This is a genomic window from Castellaniella denitrificans, from assembly GCF_027214045.1.
Classification (GTDB): domain Bacteria; phylum Pseudomonadota; class Gammaproteobacteria; order Burkholderiales; family Burkholderiaceae_B; genus Castellaniella; species Castellaniella denitrificans_A.
This window is the reverse complement of sequence record NZ_JAPWHE010000003.1, coordinates 92,261-108,157: the sequence shown is the minus strand read 5'-3', so window position 1 is coordinate 108,157 and position 15,897 is coordinate 92,261. Positions and strand designations below refer to the sequence as shown.

Below are 15,897 nucleotides of genomic sequence, written 5' to 3'. Positions count from 1 at the left end.
TTTTTAAAACTTCCCCCCCACACCCGCGCCCGCTCGCCAATTCTGGGGTCATCCGCGGCCACTACGGGGGGGGGGGGGCCGGGGGGGGGCCCCCCCCCCCCGCCCCGGCCCCCCCCCGCCGGCCCGCTCCGATCCCGGACCCATCATGAACACATCCGACCGATACCGCGCGCTCGACGGCTTGCTGCGCAAGGCGAACGCGCTCTCCCGCGCCGCCATCTGGGTGGCCGGCGGCCTGACCCTGGCCAGCGCCCTCTACATCACGGGCGACGTGCTGGCGCGCTATTTCCTGGGCAAACCCCTGGGCGGCGCCGACGAGCTGTCCGGCTACGCCTTTGCCATCAGCATCGCCTGGGCCTTGTCGTTCGCCACCCTGCAACGCGCCAACATCCGCATCGACGCGCTGTACCAATACCTGCCGCCGCGCGTGGGCGCCGTCTTCGACTGGCTCGCCCTGGTCGTCCTGGGCGTGTTCATCGTGTACTGGACCCGCTATGCCGCCACGGTCGCCGGCCTGTCCTGGGACAACCAGTCGACCGCCAACACGACCTTCGCCACGCCACTGTGGATCCCGCAAATCCTGTGGGTCGCGGGCCTGCTGTGGCTGTGCGTGGTGCTGGCCCTGATGCTGCTGCGTTCGACCATCGCCCTGGTGACGGGCGACCTGCGCACCGTGCGCGACATCTGCGGCGTACGCAGCACCCAGGAAGAAGCCGACGCCGAGGCCGAGGCCGGCAAGCGGCTGGTCGAAGGGGACGCGCCATGATCGCCACCGCCCTCATTCTCCTGCTCGCCCTGCTGGGCCTGAGCATCCCGGTCGGCGCCGCGCTCGGCGTGCTCGGCCTGATCCTGGATCCGCTGTATTCGATGCTGCCCCTCACCCAGGCCATGGGCGAGGTGTCCTGGAGCACCAGCAACGAATTCCTGATGGTCGCCATCCCGCTGTTCATCCTCCTGGGCGAAATCCTGCTGCGCTCGGGCATGGCCGAAAGCATGTACGGCGCCATGAGCCTGTGGCTGTCGTGGCTGCCCGGCGGCCTGATGCACGCCAACATCGGCGCGAGCGCGCTGTTCGCCGCCACGTCCGGCTCCAGCGTGGCGACGGCGGCCACCGTCGGCACGGTCGCCATCCCGCAGATCAAAAAGCAGGGCTACAACCCGTCGCTGTTCCTGGGCAGCATCGCGGCCGGCGGCACGCTGGGCATCCTGATCCCGCCGTCCATCAATCTGGTGATCTATGGCGTGCTGACCAACACGTCGGTGCCCAAGCTCTACCTGGCGGGCATCGTCCCGGGACTGGCCCTGGCCGCGATGTTCATGCTGGCCATCGCGACCGCCTGCCTCCTGCGACCGCAATGGGGCGGCCAGCGGGTCAGGGCGTCCTGGGGCGCGCGTGCCCGCAGCCTGGTCCAGCTCGTGCCGCCGATCGGCATCTTCCTGCTGGTGGTGGGCTCGATCTACGCCGGCATCGCCACGCCCACGGAAGCGGCGGCGCTGGGCGTGGTCGGCGCGCTGTGCCTGGCCCTGTTCCAGGGCCGCCTGAACTGGCCGATGCTGCGCGACGCCCTCGAGGGCACCATGAAATCCTCGGCCATGATCATGCTCATCGTGATCGGCGCGGCCTTCCTGAACTTCATCATGTCCGCCACCGGCCTGACCAACGCGCTGATCGACACCATCAGCGGCCTGGGCGTCTCGCCCACGGTCATGCTGCTGGTTCTGGTGCTGTTCTACCTGGTGCTGGGCTGCTTCATGGAGACCCTGGCGATGATGATCACCACCATCCCCATCGTCGCGCCCATCATGTTCGCCCTGGGCTTCGACCCGGTGTGGCTGGGCATCGTCATCATCATCCTGGTTGAATGCGCGCTGATCACCCCGCCGGTCGGCCTGAACCTGTTCGTGGTCCAGAGCCTGCGCACCTCGGGCAGCATGAACGAAGTCATCGCCGGCGCCCTCCCCTTCGTGATCATGATGCTGGTCATGGTCGCCCTGCTGGCGATCGCGCCCGACATCGCGCTCTGGGTGCCCCGCGTCTTCGGCTGAGCCCGCATATCCCCCCTCACTGGAACACCGCATGAAACTGCTTTTCGACCTGATCTCCACCCGGACGGCCACGCAATCCGTGGCCGTGGACATCAACCAATGCATCGTGGCCGGCTGGGCCGGCCGCGACCTGGCCGCCATCGAGCACCACATCGAGGAACTGGCCGCCCTGGGTGTGCCGCGCCCCAGCGCGGTCCCCCTGTACTACCGCATCGCCGCCAACCAGGTCAGCCAGGATGGCGAGCTGCAGGCGGTGGGTCCGCACTCCTCGGGCGAGGCCGAGGTCTTCGTCTTCATGCACGACGGGCGGCTGATGGTGAGCCTGGCCTCCGACCACACCGATCGCAAGCTCGAATCGGTCAGCGTGGCCCTGTCCAAGCAGCTCTGCGTCAAGCCCGTCGCGCGGGCGGCCTGGCCGTTCGAAGAGGTGGCCGCGCACTGGGATTCGCTGATCCTGAGCTCGTGGATCGAGGAAGACGGCCAGCGCGTCCTTTACCAGGAAGGCACCCTGGCCTCGCTGCGCCCGCCCGCCGAACTGATCGAGGGCTGCTTCGGGACCGCCGGAATGCCGGCGGACGCCGGGATGACCTGCGGTACCATGGCCGCCATCGGCGGCATCCGCCCGTCGACGTCGTTCGAGATGGAGCTGTTCGATCCGGTCCTGGACCGCCGCATCCGCCACGCCTACCGCGTCGAAGTCCTGCCCGAAGTCGCCTGACCCGCCCTCTCCCGTCCCGGAACCACCATGTTGCCCACCCTGACCGCCCTGCAAGCCGCCCTGGACAAAGGCGAAATCACATCCGTCGAACTGACCCGGGCCGCCCTGGCGCGCATCGCCGACCCCGGCGGCGAGGGCGCGCGGACCTTCACCGCGGTCTGGGCGGAACAGGCCCTGGCCGCCGCCCGGGCGTCCGACACGCTGCGGGCCGCCGGCCAGGCCCGCTCCCCCCTGGAAGGCCTGCCCGTCTCGATCAAGGACCTGTTCGACGTCGCCGGACAGGTCACGCGCGCGGGTTCCAGGGTGCGCGAAAACGAGGCGCCCGCCACGCGCCACGCCGAGCCGGTGCAGCGCCTGGCGCGGGCGGGCGCCGTGCTGATCGGGCACACCAACATGACGGAATTCGCGTTCTCCGGCCTGGGGATCAATCCCCACTACGGAACGCCCAGCAGCCCCTGGGACAGGACCAGCCGCCGGATTCCGGGCGGCTCGTCCTCGGGCGCGGGCGTCTCGGTCGCCGACGGCATGGCGGTGGCCGCCCTGGGCACGGACACGGGCGGCTCGATCCGCATTCCGTCGGCGTTCTGCGGGCTGACGGGCTTCAAGCCCACGGCATCGCGGGTGCCTTCCGGCGGCACTTTCCCCCTGGCGACCAGCCTGGACTCCGTCGGCCCGCTGGCGGCCTCCGTGACGTGCTGTGCGATCCTGGACGGCGTGCTGTCGGGCGAAGAGGCCCGCCGGCCGCCGGCCGCCCCCCCGCTTTCCCGGCTGCGGCTCGCCGTGGCGAACACCCTGGTCATGGACGGCGCCGACGACACGGTGCGGCACACCTTCGACGCCGCGGTCGCGCGGCTGCGCGCGGCGGGCATCGCCATCGACACGCTGGACATGCCGGAATTCGAGGCGCTGGCGCACATCAACCGCAAGGGCGGCCTGGTCTGCGCGGAAGCCTACGCGGTCCATCGCGACACGCTGGGCGAAAAGATCGACCGATACGATCCCCGGGTGTCCTCGCGCATCCTGCGTGGCCGCGACATCGATGCCGCCGACTACATCGAACTGCACGCGCGGCGCGCAAGCTGGATCGCCGCGGTCGAGGACCGGCTGCGGGACTATGACGCCCTGTTGCTGCCCACCGTGCCCGTGATCGCGCCGACCATCGAGTCCCTGCGGGCCTCGGACGAGGCCTATTTCGCCGCGAATGGCCTGATCCTGCGCAATCCCACCCTGATCAATTTCCTGGATGGCTGCGCCCTGAGCCTGCCTTGCCATGCCCCGGGCGAGGCGCCGGTCGGCCTGATGGTCGCGGGCCCCGCCCGCACCGACGCGCGCATCCTGGACGTCGGCCTGGCCATCGAACAAGTCCTGGGAACGCGCTGAACGGGATGGGGCGCGTCGCCGCCCCGCTCACCCCACCGCCAGCTGCGGCGCGAAATGCAGCACCAGGCCGATCAGCAGCAGCGGCCCGCCGTTGAAGATGGCGTGCAGGGCGATCGAGGCGCCGATGCCCCGGCGCACGCGCATCCAGCCCAGCACCAGGCCGGTGACCCACTGCGGCAGCACCAGCAGCGGCAGCAGCACCAGCGCCATGGCGTTCAGACGGAAATTGAACAGGTGCACGGCGGCGAAGGCCAGCGCGGCGCCATGGAACATCCAGGGATAGGCGCGCCGCGCCAGCCGCCTGCGGCGCCAGGACGTCCGCCAGCCGGCCCGCCAGCGGTGGTCGGCCGGATACCAGGCCGGCGCCAGCGCCAGCAAGGCCGCGGCCGCCGCCATCAGAACCGAGGCGGCGCCCGCCCCCTGGACCAGGATGGACGCCATCAGGGGGACGAACCACCACAGCATGGCCGGACGGCGCAGCGCGTAGCGGAAGGTCAGTTCCTCGACGATCGGCGCCCAGATCAGCGCCGTCATCCAGGGCAGGTTGTGGATGTCCAGCCGGTGCTGCGCCCCGCCCGCATCGGCCGCCGACAGGGCCAGCGGGGCGAATACGAAGATGTTCACCATCCACAGCAGCACGGCCCAGTGCGCCAGCCGCCACCAGGGGGCGTTCAGGCTCAGGTCCGCCCGCATGCAGGAACCGGCATGCCGTCCCCCCAGCCTCGGCCCGGGGCGCGGATGCACGACGAAGCGCAGAAAATCGACGATTTCCTGGCCCATGGTGGGCAGGCCTGGAGGACGCTGGAACGGGAACATGATCGGGGTCAGGCGTGGTTGGCCTGGTGCAGGCGTTCGGTGGCGCGATCGAAGGCGCCGTCCAGCAGTTGCGGCAGGACGATGCGGCAGCGGTTGATGACGTCCTCGATCCCGGGCATGTCGTCCTTGCGCGGCGGATGCAGGACGAAGTTGACCACTTGCTGGGCCAGCCCCAGGCTGCGGGGATGGCCGATGCCGATGCGCAGACGCCAGAAATTGGGGGAACCCAGCGCGGCCTGGATGTCGCGCAGGCCGTTGTGGCCGGCATGGCCGCCGCCGAGCTTGAGCTTGACGGCCCCCGGCAGCAGGTCGAGTTCGTCGTGCAGGACCAGGATTTCCTCGGGTTGCAGCTTGTAGAAACGGGCCAGCGCGCCGACGGCCTGTCCGGACTTGTTCATGAAGGTGGCCGGCTTGGCCAGGACCACGGCCTGGCCCGCGTGGCGCGCGCGCGCGACCCAGGCGAAGAACGGTTTTTCGAGGGTGAAATCGACCCGCAGGTCGTCGGCGAAATGGTCCGCCAGCCAGAAACCGGCATTGTGGCGCGTGGCTTCGTATTCGGGGCCGGGGTTGCCCAGCCCCACGATGAGGCGGATGGGCGCTGTCGTCATCGAAAAGAGGGTCCGAAAAGCCCTCATCATACGACAAAACCCCCGCCGGCCTTGCGGCCGGACGGGGGCTTCGTGGGGACTTGCGGGCCGGTGCTTATTCGGCGGCCGGCGCGTCGGCGGCGCCTTCGGACGCCGTGCCCTTGGCCGCGTTCGCCTGCGCCAGCAGCGGGTTGGTGTCCTCGCCGTGAGGGATGAACTTCACGCCCATCGGCAGGGTGATGTCCGACAGGTGCAGGCGGGCGTTGCCCACCAGGCCGCCCAGGTCGACTTCGATGAACTTCGGCAGGTTGGCCGGCAGGCAGGTGATGTCGAGTTCGGTCGGACCGTGGGTGACGATCTGGCCGGCCAGCTTGACGGCCGGGCAGGTGTCGGCGTTCAGGTAGTGCACCGGGACCTTGGTGGTGACGGCCTGGGAGGCGTCCACGCGCTGGAAGTCGACGTGCAGGACCTGGGCCTTGTAGGGGTGCCATTGGGCGGCGCGCACCAGGACCGGCTCGGTCTTGCCGTCCAGGACCATGTCCAGGATGGAAGCGTGGAATTCTTCCTTGTTCAGGGCGTGGTAGATCTCGTTGTGGTCGAGCTCGATGTTGGCCGGGGCGGACTTGCCGCCGTAGACGATGGCGGGCACCCGACCGGCGCGGCGCAGGCGGCGGCTCGCACTCGAACCCTGGACGCTACGCGAAGTGGCGGTGAATTTCATGGAAAACTCCAAAACGGGGCCTTGCAAGACCCCTGACGACAAAGCAGCCGAAGCTGCGAAAACGCCCCGCGCCGCGACCAGCGCGGGGCCACAAGGTGAAACGCGTCCGCCGTCAGTCGGCGAACAGGGAACTGACCGATTCCGCCGTCGAGATGCGCAGGATGGTCTCCCCCAGGAGGGACGCGCAGGACAGTTGGCGGATCTTCGCGCAGGCGCGCGCGGCTTCGTTCAGCGGAATGGTGTCGGTGACGACGAGTTCGTCCAGGGCGGATTCATGGATGCGCTTGATGGCCTCGCCCGACAGCACGGGGTGCGTGCAATAGGCGTACACGGAGCCCGCGCCCCGGTCCTTCAGGGCCTGGGCGGCCTTGCACAGCGTGCCGGCGGTGTCGACCATGTCGTCCATGATCAGGCAGGTGCGCCCGTTCACGTCGCCGATGATGTTCATGACCTCGGACACATTGGCGCGCGGGCGGCGCTTGTCGATGATGGCCAGGTCGGACTCGAGCTGCTTGGCCAGGGCCCGGGCGCGCACCACGCCGCCGATGTCGGGGGACACGACCACCAGGTTCTGGAAATTGCGGCTCCAGATGTCGCCCAGCAGGATCGGCCCGGCGTAGATGTTGTCCACGGGGATGTCGAAGAACCCCTGGATCTGGTCGGCGTGCAGGTCCATGGTCAAGACGCGGTCCACGCCCACGACCTGCAGCATGTTGGCCACGACCTTGGCCGAGATCGACACGCGGGCCGAACGCGGCCGGCGGTCCTGGCGGGCGTAGCCGAAATACGGAATGGCGGCGGTGATGTTGCGCGCGGAGGCGCGGCGCAGGGCATCGACCATCACCATGATTTCCATCAGGTTGTCGTTGGTCGGCGCGCAGGTGGGCTGCAGCACGAAGACGTCCTTGCCGCGGACGTTTTCATTGATTTCCACCATGACTTCACCGTCGGAGAAGCGGCCGACGGTCATCTTGCCCAGGGACATGTCCAGGTGATTCACGACGTCGACGGCCAGACGAGGATTGGCCGTGCCGGTGAAGATCATGAATCTGTCTTGTGCCATGGTATTGAACCAATGTGTCAAATGACAAGGCTGTTGACAGCCTTCCCGCAGGGGGAGGACCGGTTCAACAGCCTGGTAGCATGCGCGCTGGCGCGGAAAGGATGGCTGGGGAAGAAGGATTCGAACCTTCGCATGCCGGAATCAAAATCCGGTGCCTTAACCAGCTTGGCGATTCCCCAATAATTCAATCAGCGACCCAGCCAATCAACGGGTGATCAACCAGACCCCGGCAGATCCAGGACCTTTCGATCGCCCCATCGGGCGGGTTTTTCATTTTACCGATTATTCGATCCCGGTGCATCCCGGCCTGGGCCGCGTCCTGGAATTCCGCGAACAGGCACGAACCCGAACCTGTCATGCGGACTTCGACTGTCGCGTTTTCCGTGCCTTGCATCGCCTGCGCAAGCCTGGCGATATCCGGATGCTGCCGAAAGACCACGGCTTCCAGGTCGTTGCGCCCGAAAAATTCGCCTGCGCCGCACCCTGTTTGCCAATCAGTAAAGACCGCAATTTTTACCGATTCGGAATTTCTTGTCAAATCGGGATCGCGAAACACATCCGCCGTCGCCACATGGGCGGTCGGGCGCACGATCCAATAGGACCGCTCGGGCAGGTCCACGGCCGTCAGGTCCTCGCCCACACCCTGGGCAAAGGCCGCGCGGCCAAAGACGAAGACCGGCACGTCCGCCCCCAGCGGCAGGGCCAGGCGCATCAGCTCGGCGCGCGTCAGGCCCGTGCCCCACAGGCGGTTCAATGCGATCAGCGTCGTGGCCGCATCGCTGGACCCGCCGCCCAGGCCGCCACCGGCGGGAATGTGTTTGTCATAGCGGATGCGCGCGCCCCGCCGCGCGCCCGTGGCCCGCTGCAGGGCGCGGGCGGCGCGCAGCACCAGGTCCTGGTCGGCCGGCAGCCCCGCCAGGCCCTCGCCCTCGCGCATGATCGCGCCGTCGGCCGTGGCCTCGAAATCCAGGGTGTCGCACAGGTCCACGAAACGGAAGACCGTCTGCAGCAGGTGATAGCCGTCGGGACGACGCCCCACCACGTGCAGGAACAGGTTGAGCTTGGCCGGAGCCGGCACATCGTACAGGGCCGCCATGCGTCGCCCGCTAAGGCCGGTCCACGATCAGTTGAAGACGCCACTGTCCCTGATCGTCCAGGCGCGACAGGCGCACGCGCCCGGGCCCCTGGTCGTCATAGGCCGACAGGCGCACGTCCCAGCCGTCCTGACGCAGCGACGTCAAGCGGTCCCGGCCGTCCCGCTGCGCATCGACGACGAGTCCGGGCGCGGGCTCTCCGCGCATCCAGTGCCGCAGGCCCGACACGGGCATGGGGTGGCCCCAGACCAGGGCCAGCAGATCGTCCGGCGTAGACGCCGATTCGCGGCTGCCATCGGCGCGTTCCAGCATGGACAGGCCGGGCTCGACCCGGATCCGCGCCAGAACGCTGCCCAGCGGAGAGACCAGATCCAGGCGCAGGACGCGGTCATCGTCGCGCCAGGAAAAGCCGCCCTGGGCCGCGTAGGGCGCGGCGCCCGCCGGCTGCAGGTTCACCGCGAAGCGGCCCTGCCGCTCGAAGGCGGGCCCCTGGCCGCCGATCCGCTGAGGCGCGGCGCAGGCGGCCAGCAGACCGGTCAGCGCCAATGCCGGCCAGACACGCCGTAGGCGCCCGATCATGGCAGCTTGACCCCCAGGCGGTCCAGCGTTTCCTTGAGGGCCGCGCTGTCGGGATCGGCCTTGCGGCCTTCGGCCCAGATGCGCCGCGCCTCGTCGTGACGGCCCAACGCCCACAGGGTCTCGCCCAGGTGCGCGGCCACGTCGGCGGCGGGCAACTGGTCATAGGAGCGGCGCAGGTATTCCAGCGCCCCCTGGTAGTCGCGGATGCGGAACAGATACCAGCCCACGCTGTCCAGGATGTAGGCGCTGTCGGGCTCGAGTTCGAGCGCCCGTTCCAGCAGGCCGCGCGCCTCGTCCAGGTTCCGGTTCTGCTCGACGTAGGTGTAACCCAGCGAGTTGTAGGCGTTGGCGTTGTCGGGATCGAGCTCGATCACGCGGCGCATCAGGCTTTCGAATTCCGCCGTCTTGCCCTGCTGGTGCAGCAGCATGCCCAGGTCGTACTTGATTTCAGGCGTGTCGGGCATCTCCAGATCGGCCGCCTTGAGGAGATCGACCGCCTGGTCGGTGCGCCCCGCGTCCCGGTAGATGGAAGCCAGTGTCAGGCGCAGGACGGCCCGCTCGCGGCGGTCGGCGGGCTTGATGGCGTCCAGGATCGCCCGCGACTGGCTCAGGTCGCCCAGCCTGCCGTACAGCACGGCCTCGTGGGTGCGCGCCTGGAACAGCAGCGTCGGCTCGTCGATGTTGCGCAACTGGCGGATGGCCTCGCGCAGGTCGTTCTGGCGTTCGGCGATCTGCACCAGCAGCAGCCGCGCGTCGGATACGTCGGCCTGGGCGTTGGTGGCGCCGTCGCGGATGGCCTTGCGCCGCTGTTGCTGGATCGCGATGTACTGGTTCAGCAGGGATTTGGCCGCGTCGTAACGGCCGGCCCGGGCGTTGACCTCGGCCTCGGTGTAGAGCAGATCGAAGTCTTCAGGGGCGCGCCTGCGCATGCGGTCCAGCAGGCCCAGGGCCTCGTCGAACGCCCCCATGCCGGTCAGGCGGCTGACCAGCAGCAGTTGCAGGCCGCGCCGGTCGGGATGGCTGTCCAGGAAGGCGTAGGTCTCCTTGATGGCCCGGACGGGCTCGACCCGCAGGCCGTATTCCAGCACCCGCTGGGCGGCATCCTGGGAGTCCGGGTCCAGCGCCTGGGCGCGGCGGGCCTCGCCGACGGCGCGCACGGGTTCGCCCGCCGCCCAGGCGGCATCGGCCAGGGCCAGGCGGGCCAGCGACGAGGTGCCGGCAACGCCCGCCAGCGCCTTGTCCAGTACGTCCAGTGCCAGTCGCTTGTCCGTCATCTTGGAGACGATACCGGCCGCCTGGACGATGGCCTGGTCCTGATCGTCGGCCGAGGCGATGCGGCGCGACAGCGTCTGGGCCAGGCCGTCGGTCTGGCCGCTGGAGGCCGACAACGCCAGGGAGGCGGCCACCGCTTCGGGATTGGATGGATCCAGGGCGGCCCATTCTCGGGCCGAGCGCAGCGCCAGCGCCAGATTGCGCCCGGTCATGGACATCTGGAAGGCGCGCTGCGCCAGCCGGGGATCCATCGTGTCGTGCGCCAGGGACAGGAGTTCCTGGGCGGCGTCGTCGTATTGCCCGCGCTGGGCGGACAGTTCGGCCACCAGCAGGCGGTACAGGAGTTCGGGGGTGAGATTGACGGCGGGCGGCTCGCCGCTACGCAGATGAATGGTCTCGACCGGATCGGCCGGCGCGGCTGCGGGAGGCGCAGCCCACGCCGTCTCGTGTGCTGCGGCCAGCGCCAGCACCACGGGAATCACGGAAGCGGGAAATCTCATTTGCGGTAACCATGGCCGGAACGCAGGACAAAACCGCGTCTGGTGGCAAAATTGCATCGTCGAAAGTGGATGTTATCACCCCGCCATGCCGGAACTGCCAGAAGTCGAAACAACCCGTCGTGGAATTGCCACGATCATGCCCGGGCGCGTCCTGCGGCGCCTGATCGTGCATGAATCCCGCCTGCGATGGCCCGTGCCGGACGACCTGCCGGCCCAGGTCCGCGATGCCGAGGTCCTGGCCTGCGAGCGCCGGGGGAAATACCTGCTGATCCGGTTCACACGAGGTACGCAGATCGTGCACCTGGGCATGTCGGGCTCTCTGCGGCGGGCGCCGATGAACGAACCGCCGCGCAAGCACGACCATGTGGAATGGCTGTTCGACGAAGCGCGCTTCCTGCTGCATGACCCGCGCCGCTTCGGCGCCGTCCTGTGGCACCCGGCGGGGGCCGGCCCGATCGAGGCCCATCCGCTGCTGGCCGGCCTGGGCATCGAGCCTTTCGACCCGGCCTTCACCCCGGATCTCCTGCACGCGGGACTGCAGGGGCGCCGCCAGTCGGTCAAGCAACTGCTGCTGGGCGGGAAGATCGTCGTGGGCGTGGGCAACATCTACGCGTCCGAATCGCTGTTCCTGGCCGGCATCGACCCGCGCCTGCCGGGCGGCCGCCTGTCGCGTCCGCGCTGTGCGCGGTTGCACGCCGCGATCCTGACGACCCTGGGCCAGGCGCTGGAATCGGGCGGCAGCACGCTGCGCGACTACGTCAACGCCCAGGGCGCGCCGGGCGCGTATTTCACGCTGCACGCGGCCGTCTACGAACGCGATGGCCGGCCCTGCCCACGCTGCGCCACACCGATCCGGCGCATTGTCCAGGGCCAGCGCGCCACCTATTTCTGCCCGGGCTGCCAGAAACGTTGATTGACTTCCACCCGGGCCGCCGGAGTCAATTGATCGCGGCGACGACGATCACTTCGAACTTCAGGCCCGGGTCGGCCAGACGCGCCTCGCCCGTGGCGCGGGCCGGCGGGTTGGCCGGGTCGATCCAGGCTTCCCAGACCGGATTCATGGCCGCGAAATCAGCCATGTCGGCCAGCCAGATCGTGGCCTGCAGGATGCGGGATTTGTGGCTGCCGACCTGGGCCAGCAGGCGGTCGACCTCGGCCAGCGCCGTGCGCGCCTGGGTCTGGATGTCGTCGCCCTCGTGGCCCACCTGGCCCGACAGGTAGACGGTATTGCCGTGGACGACGGCCCCGCTCATGCGGGGGCCGGGTTCGATGCGCTGAATGGTCATGAAGACAGCTTCCAATGTGAGTGAAGGAAGGCGCCATCATAGCCGGAACCCCGACGGGACGGCCCGCCCGGTGCCAAGCAAGCGCGGCGCGGAGACCCGCTCAGGCGGCGCCCAGCACCTTGCCCGGATTCATGACGCCCTGGGGATCCAGGGCCGCCTTGATGCGGTGCATCAGGGCCATTTCCACCGGGTCCTTGTAGCGCGGCAGCACGTCGCGCTTGAGCTGCCCCACCCCGTGCTCCGCGCTGATCGACCCGCCCACCGCGTGGACGCGCCCGTGCACCAGCTCGTAGACCGCGTCCTGGCGCGCCAGCAGCTGGCCTTCGGCCCAGTCCGCCCCGCGCGCGACGTTGTAGTGCAGATTGCCGTCGCCCAGGTGGCCGAAGATCACGTGACGGATCCCCGGGAACGCGGCCTGCAGCGCGGCGTTGGTGCCCAGGACGAACTCGGCCATGCGCGACACCGGGATCGAGACGTCGTGCTTGATGCTCTTGCCGGATTCCTTTTCGGCCAGGGGGATGCTTTCGCGCAGATGCCACAAGGCATGACTTTGCGCCATGGATTCGGCGATCACCGCGTCCAGGACGACGCCGGCCTCGATGGCCTCGCCCACCACGACCTCGAAGCGCTCGCGGGCATGGGCCTCGGATTCGCTGTCCGACAATTCCAGCAGCGCGTACCAGGGCATGTTGGCCGACGGCCCCTCGAAGGGCAGGCGCTGCTGCGGGAAGCAGCGCACCACGTCCTGGAGGCAATCGCCCGCCATCAGTTCGAAGCCGGTCAGCGAGGCGCCCAGGCCCGCGCGGGCGCGGCCCAGCATGGCGATGGCGGACTCGATCGAATCCAGGGCCAGCAGGGCGGTGCAGCGCGCCACCGGCAGGGGATGCAGCTTCAGCGTCGCCGCCGTGATCACGCCCAGCGTGCCCTCGCTGCCGATGAACAGATCGCGCAGGTCGTAGCCGGTGTTGTCCTTGCGCAGGCCGCGCAGACCGTGCCAGATCTCGCCCTGGGCGGTGACGACTTCCAGCCCCAGGGCCAGTTCGCGCATGTTGCCGTAGCGCAGGACCTGGGTGCCGCCCGCATTGGTGGCCAGGTTGCCGCCGATGGTGCAACTGCCCTCGGCCGCCAGGCTGAGGGGGAACAGCCGGCCTGCCTCGCGCGCGGCCTGCTGCACGGATTGCAGGACGCAGCCGGCTTCGACCTCCATCGTGTCGTTGTCGGTGTCGATGCCGCGGATCCGGCTCAGGCGCTGCAGCGACAGGATCACCGCGCGGCCCGAATCGTCGGGCGTCGCCCCGCCGCACAACCCCGTGTTGCCCCCCTGGGGAATCACGGGCAGCCCGGCCTGCGCGCACAGACGCACGACCGCCGCGACCTCGTCGACCGAACCCGGTCGCACCACGGCCAGCGACCGGCCGCGATAGCGTTCGCGCCAGTCCGTTTCCCAGGGCAGCGCATCCGCCCCGGTCAGCACCTGCGCGGCGCCGACCGTCGCGCGCAAAGCATCCAGATGATCCATGGCTTTCGTAGTCCCGCATCCTGCTGATGGAAAGAACCCTCGATTGTAATCGGCGATAATGGCGCCAGCCGATCTTTCCGCCGGAAGCCCCATGAATACCCCTCTGCCCTCCGCCGTCTTCAAGGCCTATGACATCCGAGGCACCGTGCCCGGACAGATCAACGAGCCCTTCGCCCACCGCCTGGGCCTGGCCCTGGCCGCCCAGGCCCGGCGCGAGAACGTGCGCAGCCTGGCGGTCGGCTACGACGGGCGCCTGAGCAGCCGTGGGCTGGCCCACGCCGTCAAGACCGGCCTGCACGCGGGCGGGATCAATACCGTGGACCTGGGCCTGGCGCATACGCCCCTGGTGTATTACGCCGCCCAGCGCGACGGCAGCGGTTCCGGGGTCGCCATCACCGGCAGCCACAACCCGCCCGACTACAACGGCTTCAAGATGATGATGGCGGGGCGCACCCTCCATGGCGACGACATCCAGGCCTTGCGCCTGGCCATGGAGGACATCCAGGCGCCCGTGGGCATGACGCCGGGCATCAGCGTCGTCACCGACCTGATCGACACCTACATCCGCGAGATCGCCGGCCACATCCGCCTGGCGCGCCCCATGCGCATCGCCATCGACTGCGGCAACGGCGTGGGCGGCGTGGCCGCCGCCCGCCTGTTCCGGGCGCTGGGCTGCACGGTGGACGAACTGTATTGCGACGTCGACGGCCTGTTTCCAAACCACCATCCCGACCCGGCGGACCCGGCCAACCTGCGGGACCTGATCGCCCATCTGCAAGGCACCGACTGCGAACTGGGCCTGGCCTTCGACGGCGACGCCGACCGCCTGGGCGTCGTCACCCGATCCGGCCAGATCATCTGGCCCGACCGCCAGATGATCCTGTTCGCCCGCGACATTCTGCAACGCCAGCCGGGCGCCCCCATCCTCTTCGACGTCAAGTGCAGCCGCCACCTGGGCCGTGCCGTCCAGGAAGCCGGCGGCACGCCGCTGATGTCGCAGACGGGGCATTCCCTGATCAAGGCCCGCCTGGCCGAGACCGGCGCCCCGCTGGCCGGCGAAATGAGCGGCCACATCTTCTTCAAGGAACGCTGGCACGGTTTCGACGATGGCCTCTATGCCGGCGCACGCCTGCTGGAAATCCTGTCGCGCAGCGACGATCCAGGCAGGGAACTGGAGGCCCTGCCCCAGGGGATCTCCACACCGGAACTGAAACTGCCCATGGCCGAAGGCGAACCGCATGCCTTCATCCGCCGGCTTCAGTCCGAGGGCCGCTTCCCCGGCGCCACGGACCGCGTCACGATCGACGGCATCCGCGCCGAATACCCGGACGGCTTCGGCCTGGCGCGCGCGTCGAACACGACGCCCGTGGTGGTGCTGCGCTTCGAGGGCGACACGCCCGAGGCCCTGGCGCGGATCCAGGACGAATTCCGCGCCGCCATCGCCGAGCTGCTGCCGGGGCGGGATCTGCCGTTCTGATCCCTGGTCAGTAGCCGGTCCCCGCTGCCTGGTCGGCGCCCTCGCGGAAAGCCAGGACCAGGCTGGTGGCCGACTGCCGCAGCAGCAGCGTGTCCGTGCCCAGGGCGATGAACCGGGCGCCCGCCTGGCCGTAGGCCCGGGCGGCGTCCAGCCGGGTGGCGAACACACCGGCGGCTTTGCCGCTCCGGGCGATTTTCTCGATGGCCCCAAGCACTGCGGTCCGGACCTCGGGATGGTCCGGCCGACCCAAATGCCCCATCGATGCGGCCAGATCCGAGGGGCCGATGAACACCGCGTCCACGCCCTCCACCGCCAGAATATCGTCCAGGGCCTCCAGGGCGGCGCGGGATTCCGCCTGGACGATCAGGCAGATTTCGCCGTCGGCACGCCGCAGGTAGTCCGGCACCCCGTTCCAGCGCGCCGCACGCGCCATCGCCGTGCCCACGCCCCGGACTCCGGCGGGCGGGTAGCGGACGGCCAGCGCCAGGGCGCGGGCCTGTTCGGCCGACTCCACCATCGGCACCAGCAGGGACTGGACCCCGATGTCCAGCATCTGCTTGATGCGCGCGGGATCATGGTCGACGACGCGCACCAGGACATCGGCCTGACCGCCCTGAAGCGCCCGCAACTGTGCGAGGATCGTGCGCAGGTCGTTCGGACCATGCTCGCCGTCGATCAGCAACCAGTCGAAACCGGTGCCGCCCAGCAGTTCGGCCGAGTCGGGATTGCACAGCCCCAGAAACAGACCGATGCGCGGCATTCCATCGCCGCGCAGGGCGGCCTTGAAAGAATTGTGGAGTGCGGACATGCGGATGCTCCGGAAAAGGGGTTGCGCGGGG

The 15,897-nt window shown here is 69.2% G+C and carries 16 protein-coding genes and 1 tRNA gene; 6 read left to right on the top strand and 11 right to left on the bottom strand.

The features are described 5' to 3' along the window. Positions 1-145: 145 nt before the first annotated feature. The 4 genes from O4H32_RS06315 to O4H32_RS06300 are packed head-to-tail and all read left to right on the top strand — an operon-like array spanning position 146 to position 4,144. The gene (locus tag O4H32_RS06315; protein ID WP_269357697.1) at positions 146-766 is read left to right on the top strand and encodes a TRAP transporter small permease subunit; all 621 of its coding nucleotides are present in this window, start codon (positions 146-148) and stop codon (positions 764-766) included. After that, entirely contained in the window at positions 763-2,046 is a 1,284-nt protein-coding gene (locus O4H32_RS06310) for a TRAP transporter large permease (protein WP_269357696.1), read from the top strand. Before O4H32_RS06315 ends, O4H32_RS06310 begins: the two co-directional genes overlap by 4 nt. A 31-nt stretch (positions 2,047-2,077) precedes the next feature. Beyond that, complete coding sequence (locus tag O4H32_RS06305) at positions 2,078-2,764, top strand: DUF2848 domain-containing protein (RefSeq protein ID WP_269357695.1); 687 nt, start codon at positions 2,078-2,080, stop codon at positions 2,762-2,764. A 27-nt stretch (positions 2,765-2,791) separates the two neighbouring features. Then, positions 2,792-4,144 (top strand): amidase, encoded by a 1,353-nt coding sequence (locus O4H32_RS06300; protein ID WP_269357694.1) that lies wholly within the window; start codon positions 2,792-2,794, stop codon positions 4,142-4,144. Between the two features lie 27 nt (positions 4,145-4,171). Here the strand turns inward: O4H32_RS06300 and O4H32_RS06295 are convergent, their stop codons facing one another. The 8 genes from O4H32_RS06295 to O4H32_RS06260 all read right to left on the bottom strand — a co-directional run bounded on the left by O4H32_RS06295 (position 4,172) and on the right by O4H32_RS06260 (position 10,776). Then, a complete protein-coding gene (locus tag O4H32_RS06295; protein ID WP_269357693.1) occupies positions 4,172-4,960 on the bottom strand; it encodes a CPBP family glutamic-type intramembrane protease in 789 nt (262 codons plus the stop codon). Between the two features lie 8 nt (positions 4,961-4,968). Further along, positions 4,969-5,568 carry an aminoacyl-tRNA hydrolase gene (gene pth, locus O4H32_RS06290; RefSeq protein WP_269357692.1) on the bottom strand — a complete coding sequence of 200 codons (600 nt, stop codon included), beginning with the start codon at positions 5,566-5,568 and terminating at the stop codon, positions 4,969-4,971. A 94-nt stretch (positions 5,569-5,662) separates the two neighbouring features. Then, positions 5,663-6,268 (bottom strand): 50S ribosomal protein L25/general stress protein Ctc, encoded by a 606-nt coding sequence (locus tag O4H32_RS06285; RefSeq protein ID WP_269357691.1) that lies wholly within the window; start codon positions 6,266-6,268, stop codon positions 5,663-5,665. Positions 6,269-6,380: 112 nt separating this feature from the next. After that, on the bottom strand, positions 6,381-7,331 hold the full coding sequence (locus tag O4H32_RS06280; RefSeq protein ID WP_269357690.1) for a ribose-phosphate pyrophosphokinase: 951 nt from the start codon (positions 7,329-7,331) through the stop codon (positions 6,381-6,383). Between the two features lie 102 nt (positions 7,332-7,433). Next, a tRNA-Gln gene (locus tag O4H32_RS06275) sits at positions 7,434-7,510 on the bottom strand. Between the two features lie 5 nt (positions 7,511-7,515). Then, on the bottom strand, positions 7,516-8,427 hold the full coding sequence (gene ispE / locus O4H32_RS06270) for a 4-(cytidine 5'-diphospho)-2-C-methyl-D-erythritol kinase (RefSeq protein WP_269357689.1): 912 nt from the start codon (positions 8,425-8,427) through the stop codon (positions 7,516-7,518). A gap of 10 nt (positions 8,428-8,437) precedes the next feature. After that, on the bottom strand, positions 8,438-9,004 hold the full coding sequence (locus O4H32_RS06265) for an outer membrane lipoprotein LolB (protein WP_269357688.1): 567 nt from the start codon (positions 9,002-9,004) through the stop codon (positions 8,438-8,440). Beyond that, on the bottom strand, positions 9,001-10,776 hold the full coding sequence (locus O4H32_RS06260) for a tetratricopeptide repeat protein (RefSeq protein WP_269357687.1): 1,776 nt from the start codon (positions 10,774-10,776) through the stop codon (positions 9,001-9,003). The genes O4H32_RS06265 and O4H32_RS06260 overlap by 4 nt, the downstream gene beginning before the upstream one ends. Before the next feature lie 85 nt (positions 10,777-10,861). Between O4H32_RS06260 and mutM the strand changes: the two genes are divergently transcribed. Then, on the top strand, positions 10,862-11,689 hold the full coding sequence (mutM, locus tag O4H32_RS06255) for a bifunctional DNA-formamidopyrimidine glycosylase/DNA-(apurinic or apyrimidinic site) lyase (protein ID WP_269357686.1): 828 nt from the start codon (positions 10,862-10,864) through the stop codon (positions 11,687-11,689). A gap of 25 nt (positions 11,690-11,714) precedes the next feature. Here the strand turns inward: mutM and O4H32_RS06250 are convergent, their stop codons facing one another. Next, a complete protein-coding gene (locus tag O4H32_RS06250) occupies positions 11,715-12,062 on the bottom strand; it encodes a RidA family protein (protein WP_269357685.1) in 348 nt (115 codons plus the stop codon). A gap of 100 nt (positions 12,063-12,162) precedes the next feature. Then, positions 12,163-13,581, bottom strand: coding sequence for an FAD-binding oxidoreductase (locus O4H32_RS06245; RefSeq protein WP_269357684.1), 1,419 nt, complete (start codon positions 13,579-13,581; stop codon positions 12,163-12,165). 91 nt (positions 13,582-13,672) lie between these two features. Between O4H32_RS06245 and O4H32_RS06240 the strand changes: the two genes are divergently transcribed. Next, positions 13,673-15,058, top strand: coding sequence for a phosphomannomutase/phosphoglucomutase (locus tag O4H32_RS06240; RefSeq protein WP_269357683.1), 1,386 nt, complete (start codon positions 13,673-13,675; stop codon positions 15,056-15,058). Positions 15,059-15,065: 7 nt separating this feature from the next. Here the strand turns inward: O4H32_RS06240 and O4H32_RS06235 are convergent, their stop codons facing one another. Beyond that, a complete protein-coding gene (locus O4H32_RS06235) occupies positions 15,066-15,866 on the bottom strand; it encodes an HpcH/HpaI aldolase family protein (protein ID WP_269357682.1) in 801 nt (266 codons plus the stop codon). Positions 15,867-15,897 lie beyond the last annotated feature (31 nt).

Excerpts from the sequence above, each read along its gene's own strand:
- O4H32_RS06315 (WP_269357697.1), top strand. The coding sequence starts at position 146 with ATGAACACATCCGACCGATACCGCGCGCTCGACGGCTTGCTGCGCAAG.
- O4H32_RS06310 (WP_269357696.1), top strand. The coding sequence starts at position 763 with ATGATCGCCACCGCCCTCATTCTCCTGCTCGCCCTGCTGGGCCTGAGC.
- O4H32_RS06305 (WP_269357695.1), top strand. The coding sequence starts at position 2,078 with ATGAAACTGCTTTTCGACCTGATCTCCACCCGGACGGCCACGCAATCC.
- O4H32_RS06300 (WP_269357694.1), top strand. The coding sequence starts at position 2,792 with ATGTTGCCCACCCTGACCGCCCTGCAAGCCGCCCTGGACAAAGGCGAA.
- O4H32_RS06295 (WP_269357693.1), bottom strand. The coding sequence starts at position 4,960 with ATGTTCCCGTTCCAGCGTCCTCCAGGCCTGCCCACCATGGGCCAGGAA.
- pth (WP_269357692.1), bottom strand. The coding sequence starts at position 5,568 with ATGACGACAGCGCCCATCCGCCTCATCGTGGGGCTGGGCAACCCCGGC.
- O4H32_RS06285 (WP_269357691.1), bottom strand. The coding sequence starts at position 6,268 with ATGAAATTCACCGCCACTTCGCGTAGCGTCCAGGGTTCGAGTGCGAGC.
- O4H32_RS06280 (WP_269357690.1), bottom strand. The coding sequence starts at position 7,331 with ATGGCACAAGACAGATTCATGATCTTCACCGGCACGGCCAATCCTCGT.
- ispE (WP_269357689.1), bottom strand. The coding sequence starts at position 8,427 with ATGGCGGCCCTGTACGATGTGCCGGCTCCGGCCAAGCTCAACCTGTTC.
- O4H32_RS06265 (WP_269357688.1), bottom strand. The coding sequence starts at position 9,004 with ATGATCGGGCGCCTACGGCGTGTCTGGCCGGCATTGGCGCTGACCGGT.
- O4H32_RS06260 (WP_269357687.1), bottom strand. The coding sequence starts at position 10,776 with ATGAGATTTCCCGCTTCCGTGATTCCCGTGGTGCTGGCGCTGGCCGCA.
- mutM (WP_269357686.1), top strand. The coding sequence starts at position 10,862 with ATGCCGGAACTGCCAGAAGTCGAAACAACCCGTCGTGGAATTGCCACG.
- O4H32_RS06250 (WP_269357685.1), bottom strand. The coding sequence starts at position 12,062 with ATGACCATTCAGCGCATCGAACCCGGCCCCCGCATGAGCGGGGCCGTC.
- O4H32_RS06245 (WP_269357684.1), bottom strand. The coding sequence starts at position 13,581 with ATGGATCATCTGGATGCTTTGCGCGCGACGGTCGGCGCCGCGCAGGTG.
- O4H32_RS06240 (WP_269357683.1), top strand. The coding sequence starts at position 13,673 with ATGAATACCCCTCTGCCCTCCGCCGTCTTCAAGGCCTATGACATCCGA.
- O4H32_RS06235 (WP_269357682.1), bottom strand. The coding sequence starts at position 15,866 with ATGTCCGCACTCCACAATTCTTTCAAGGCCGCCCTGCGCGGCGATGGA.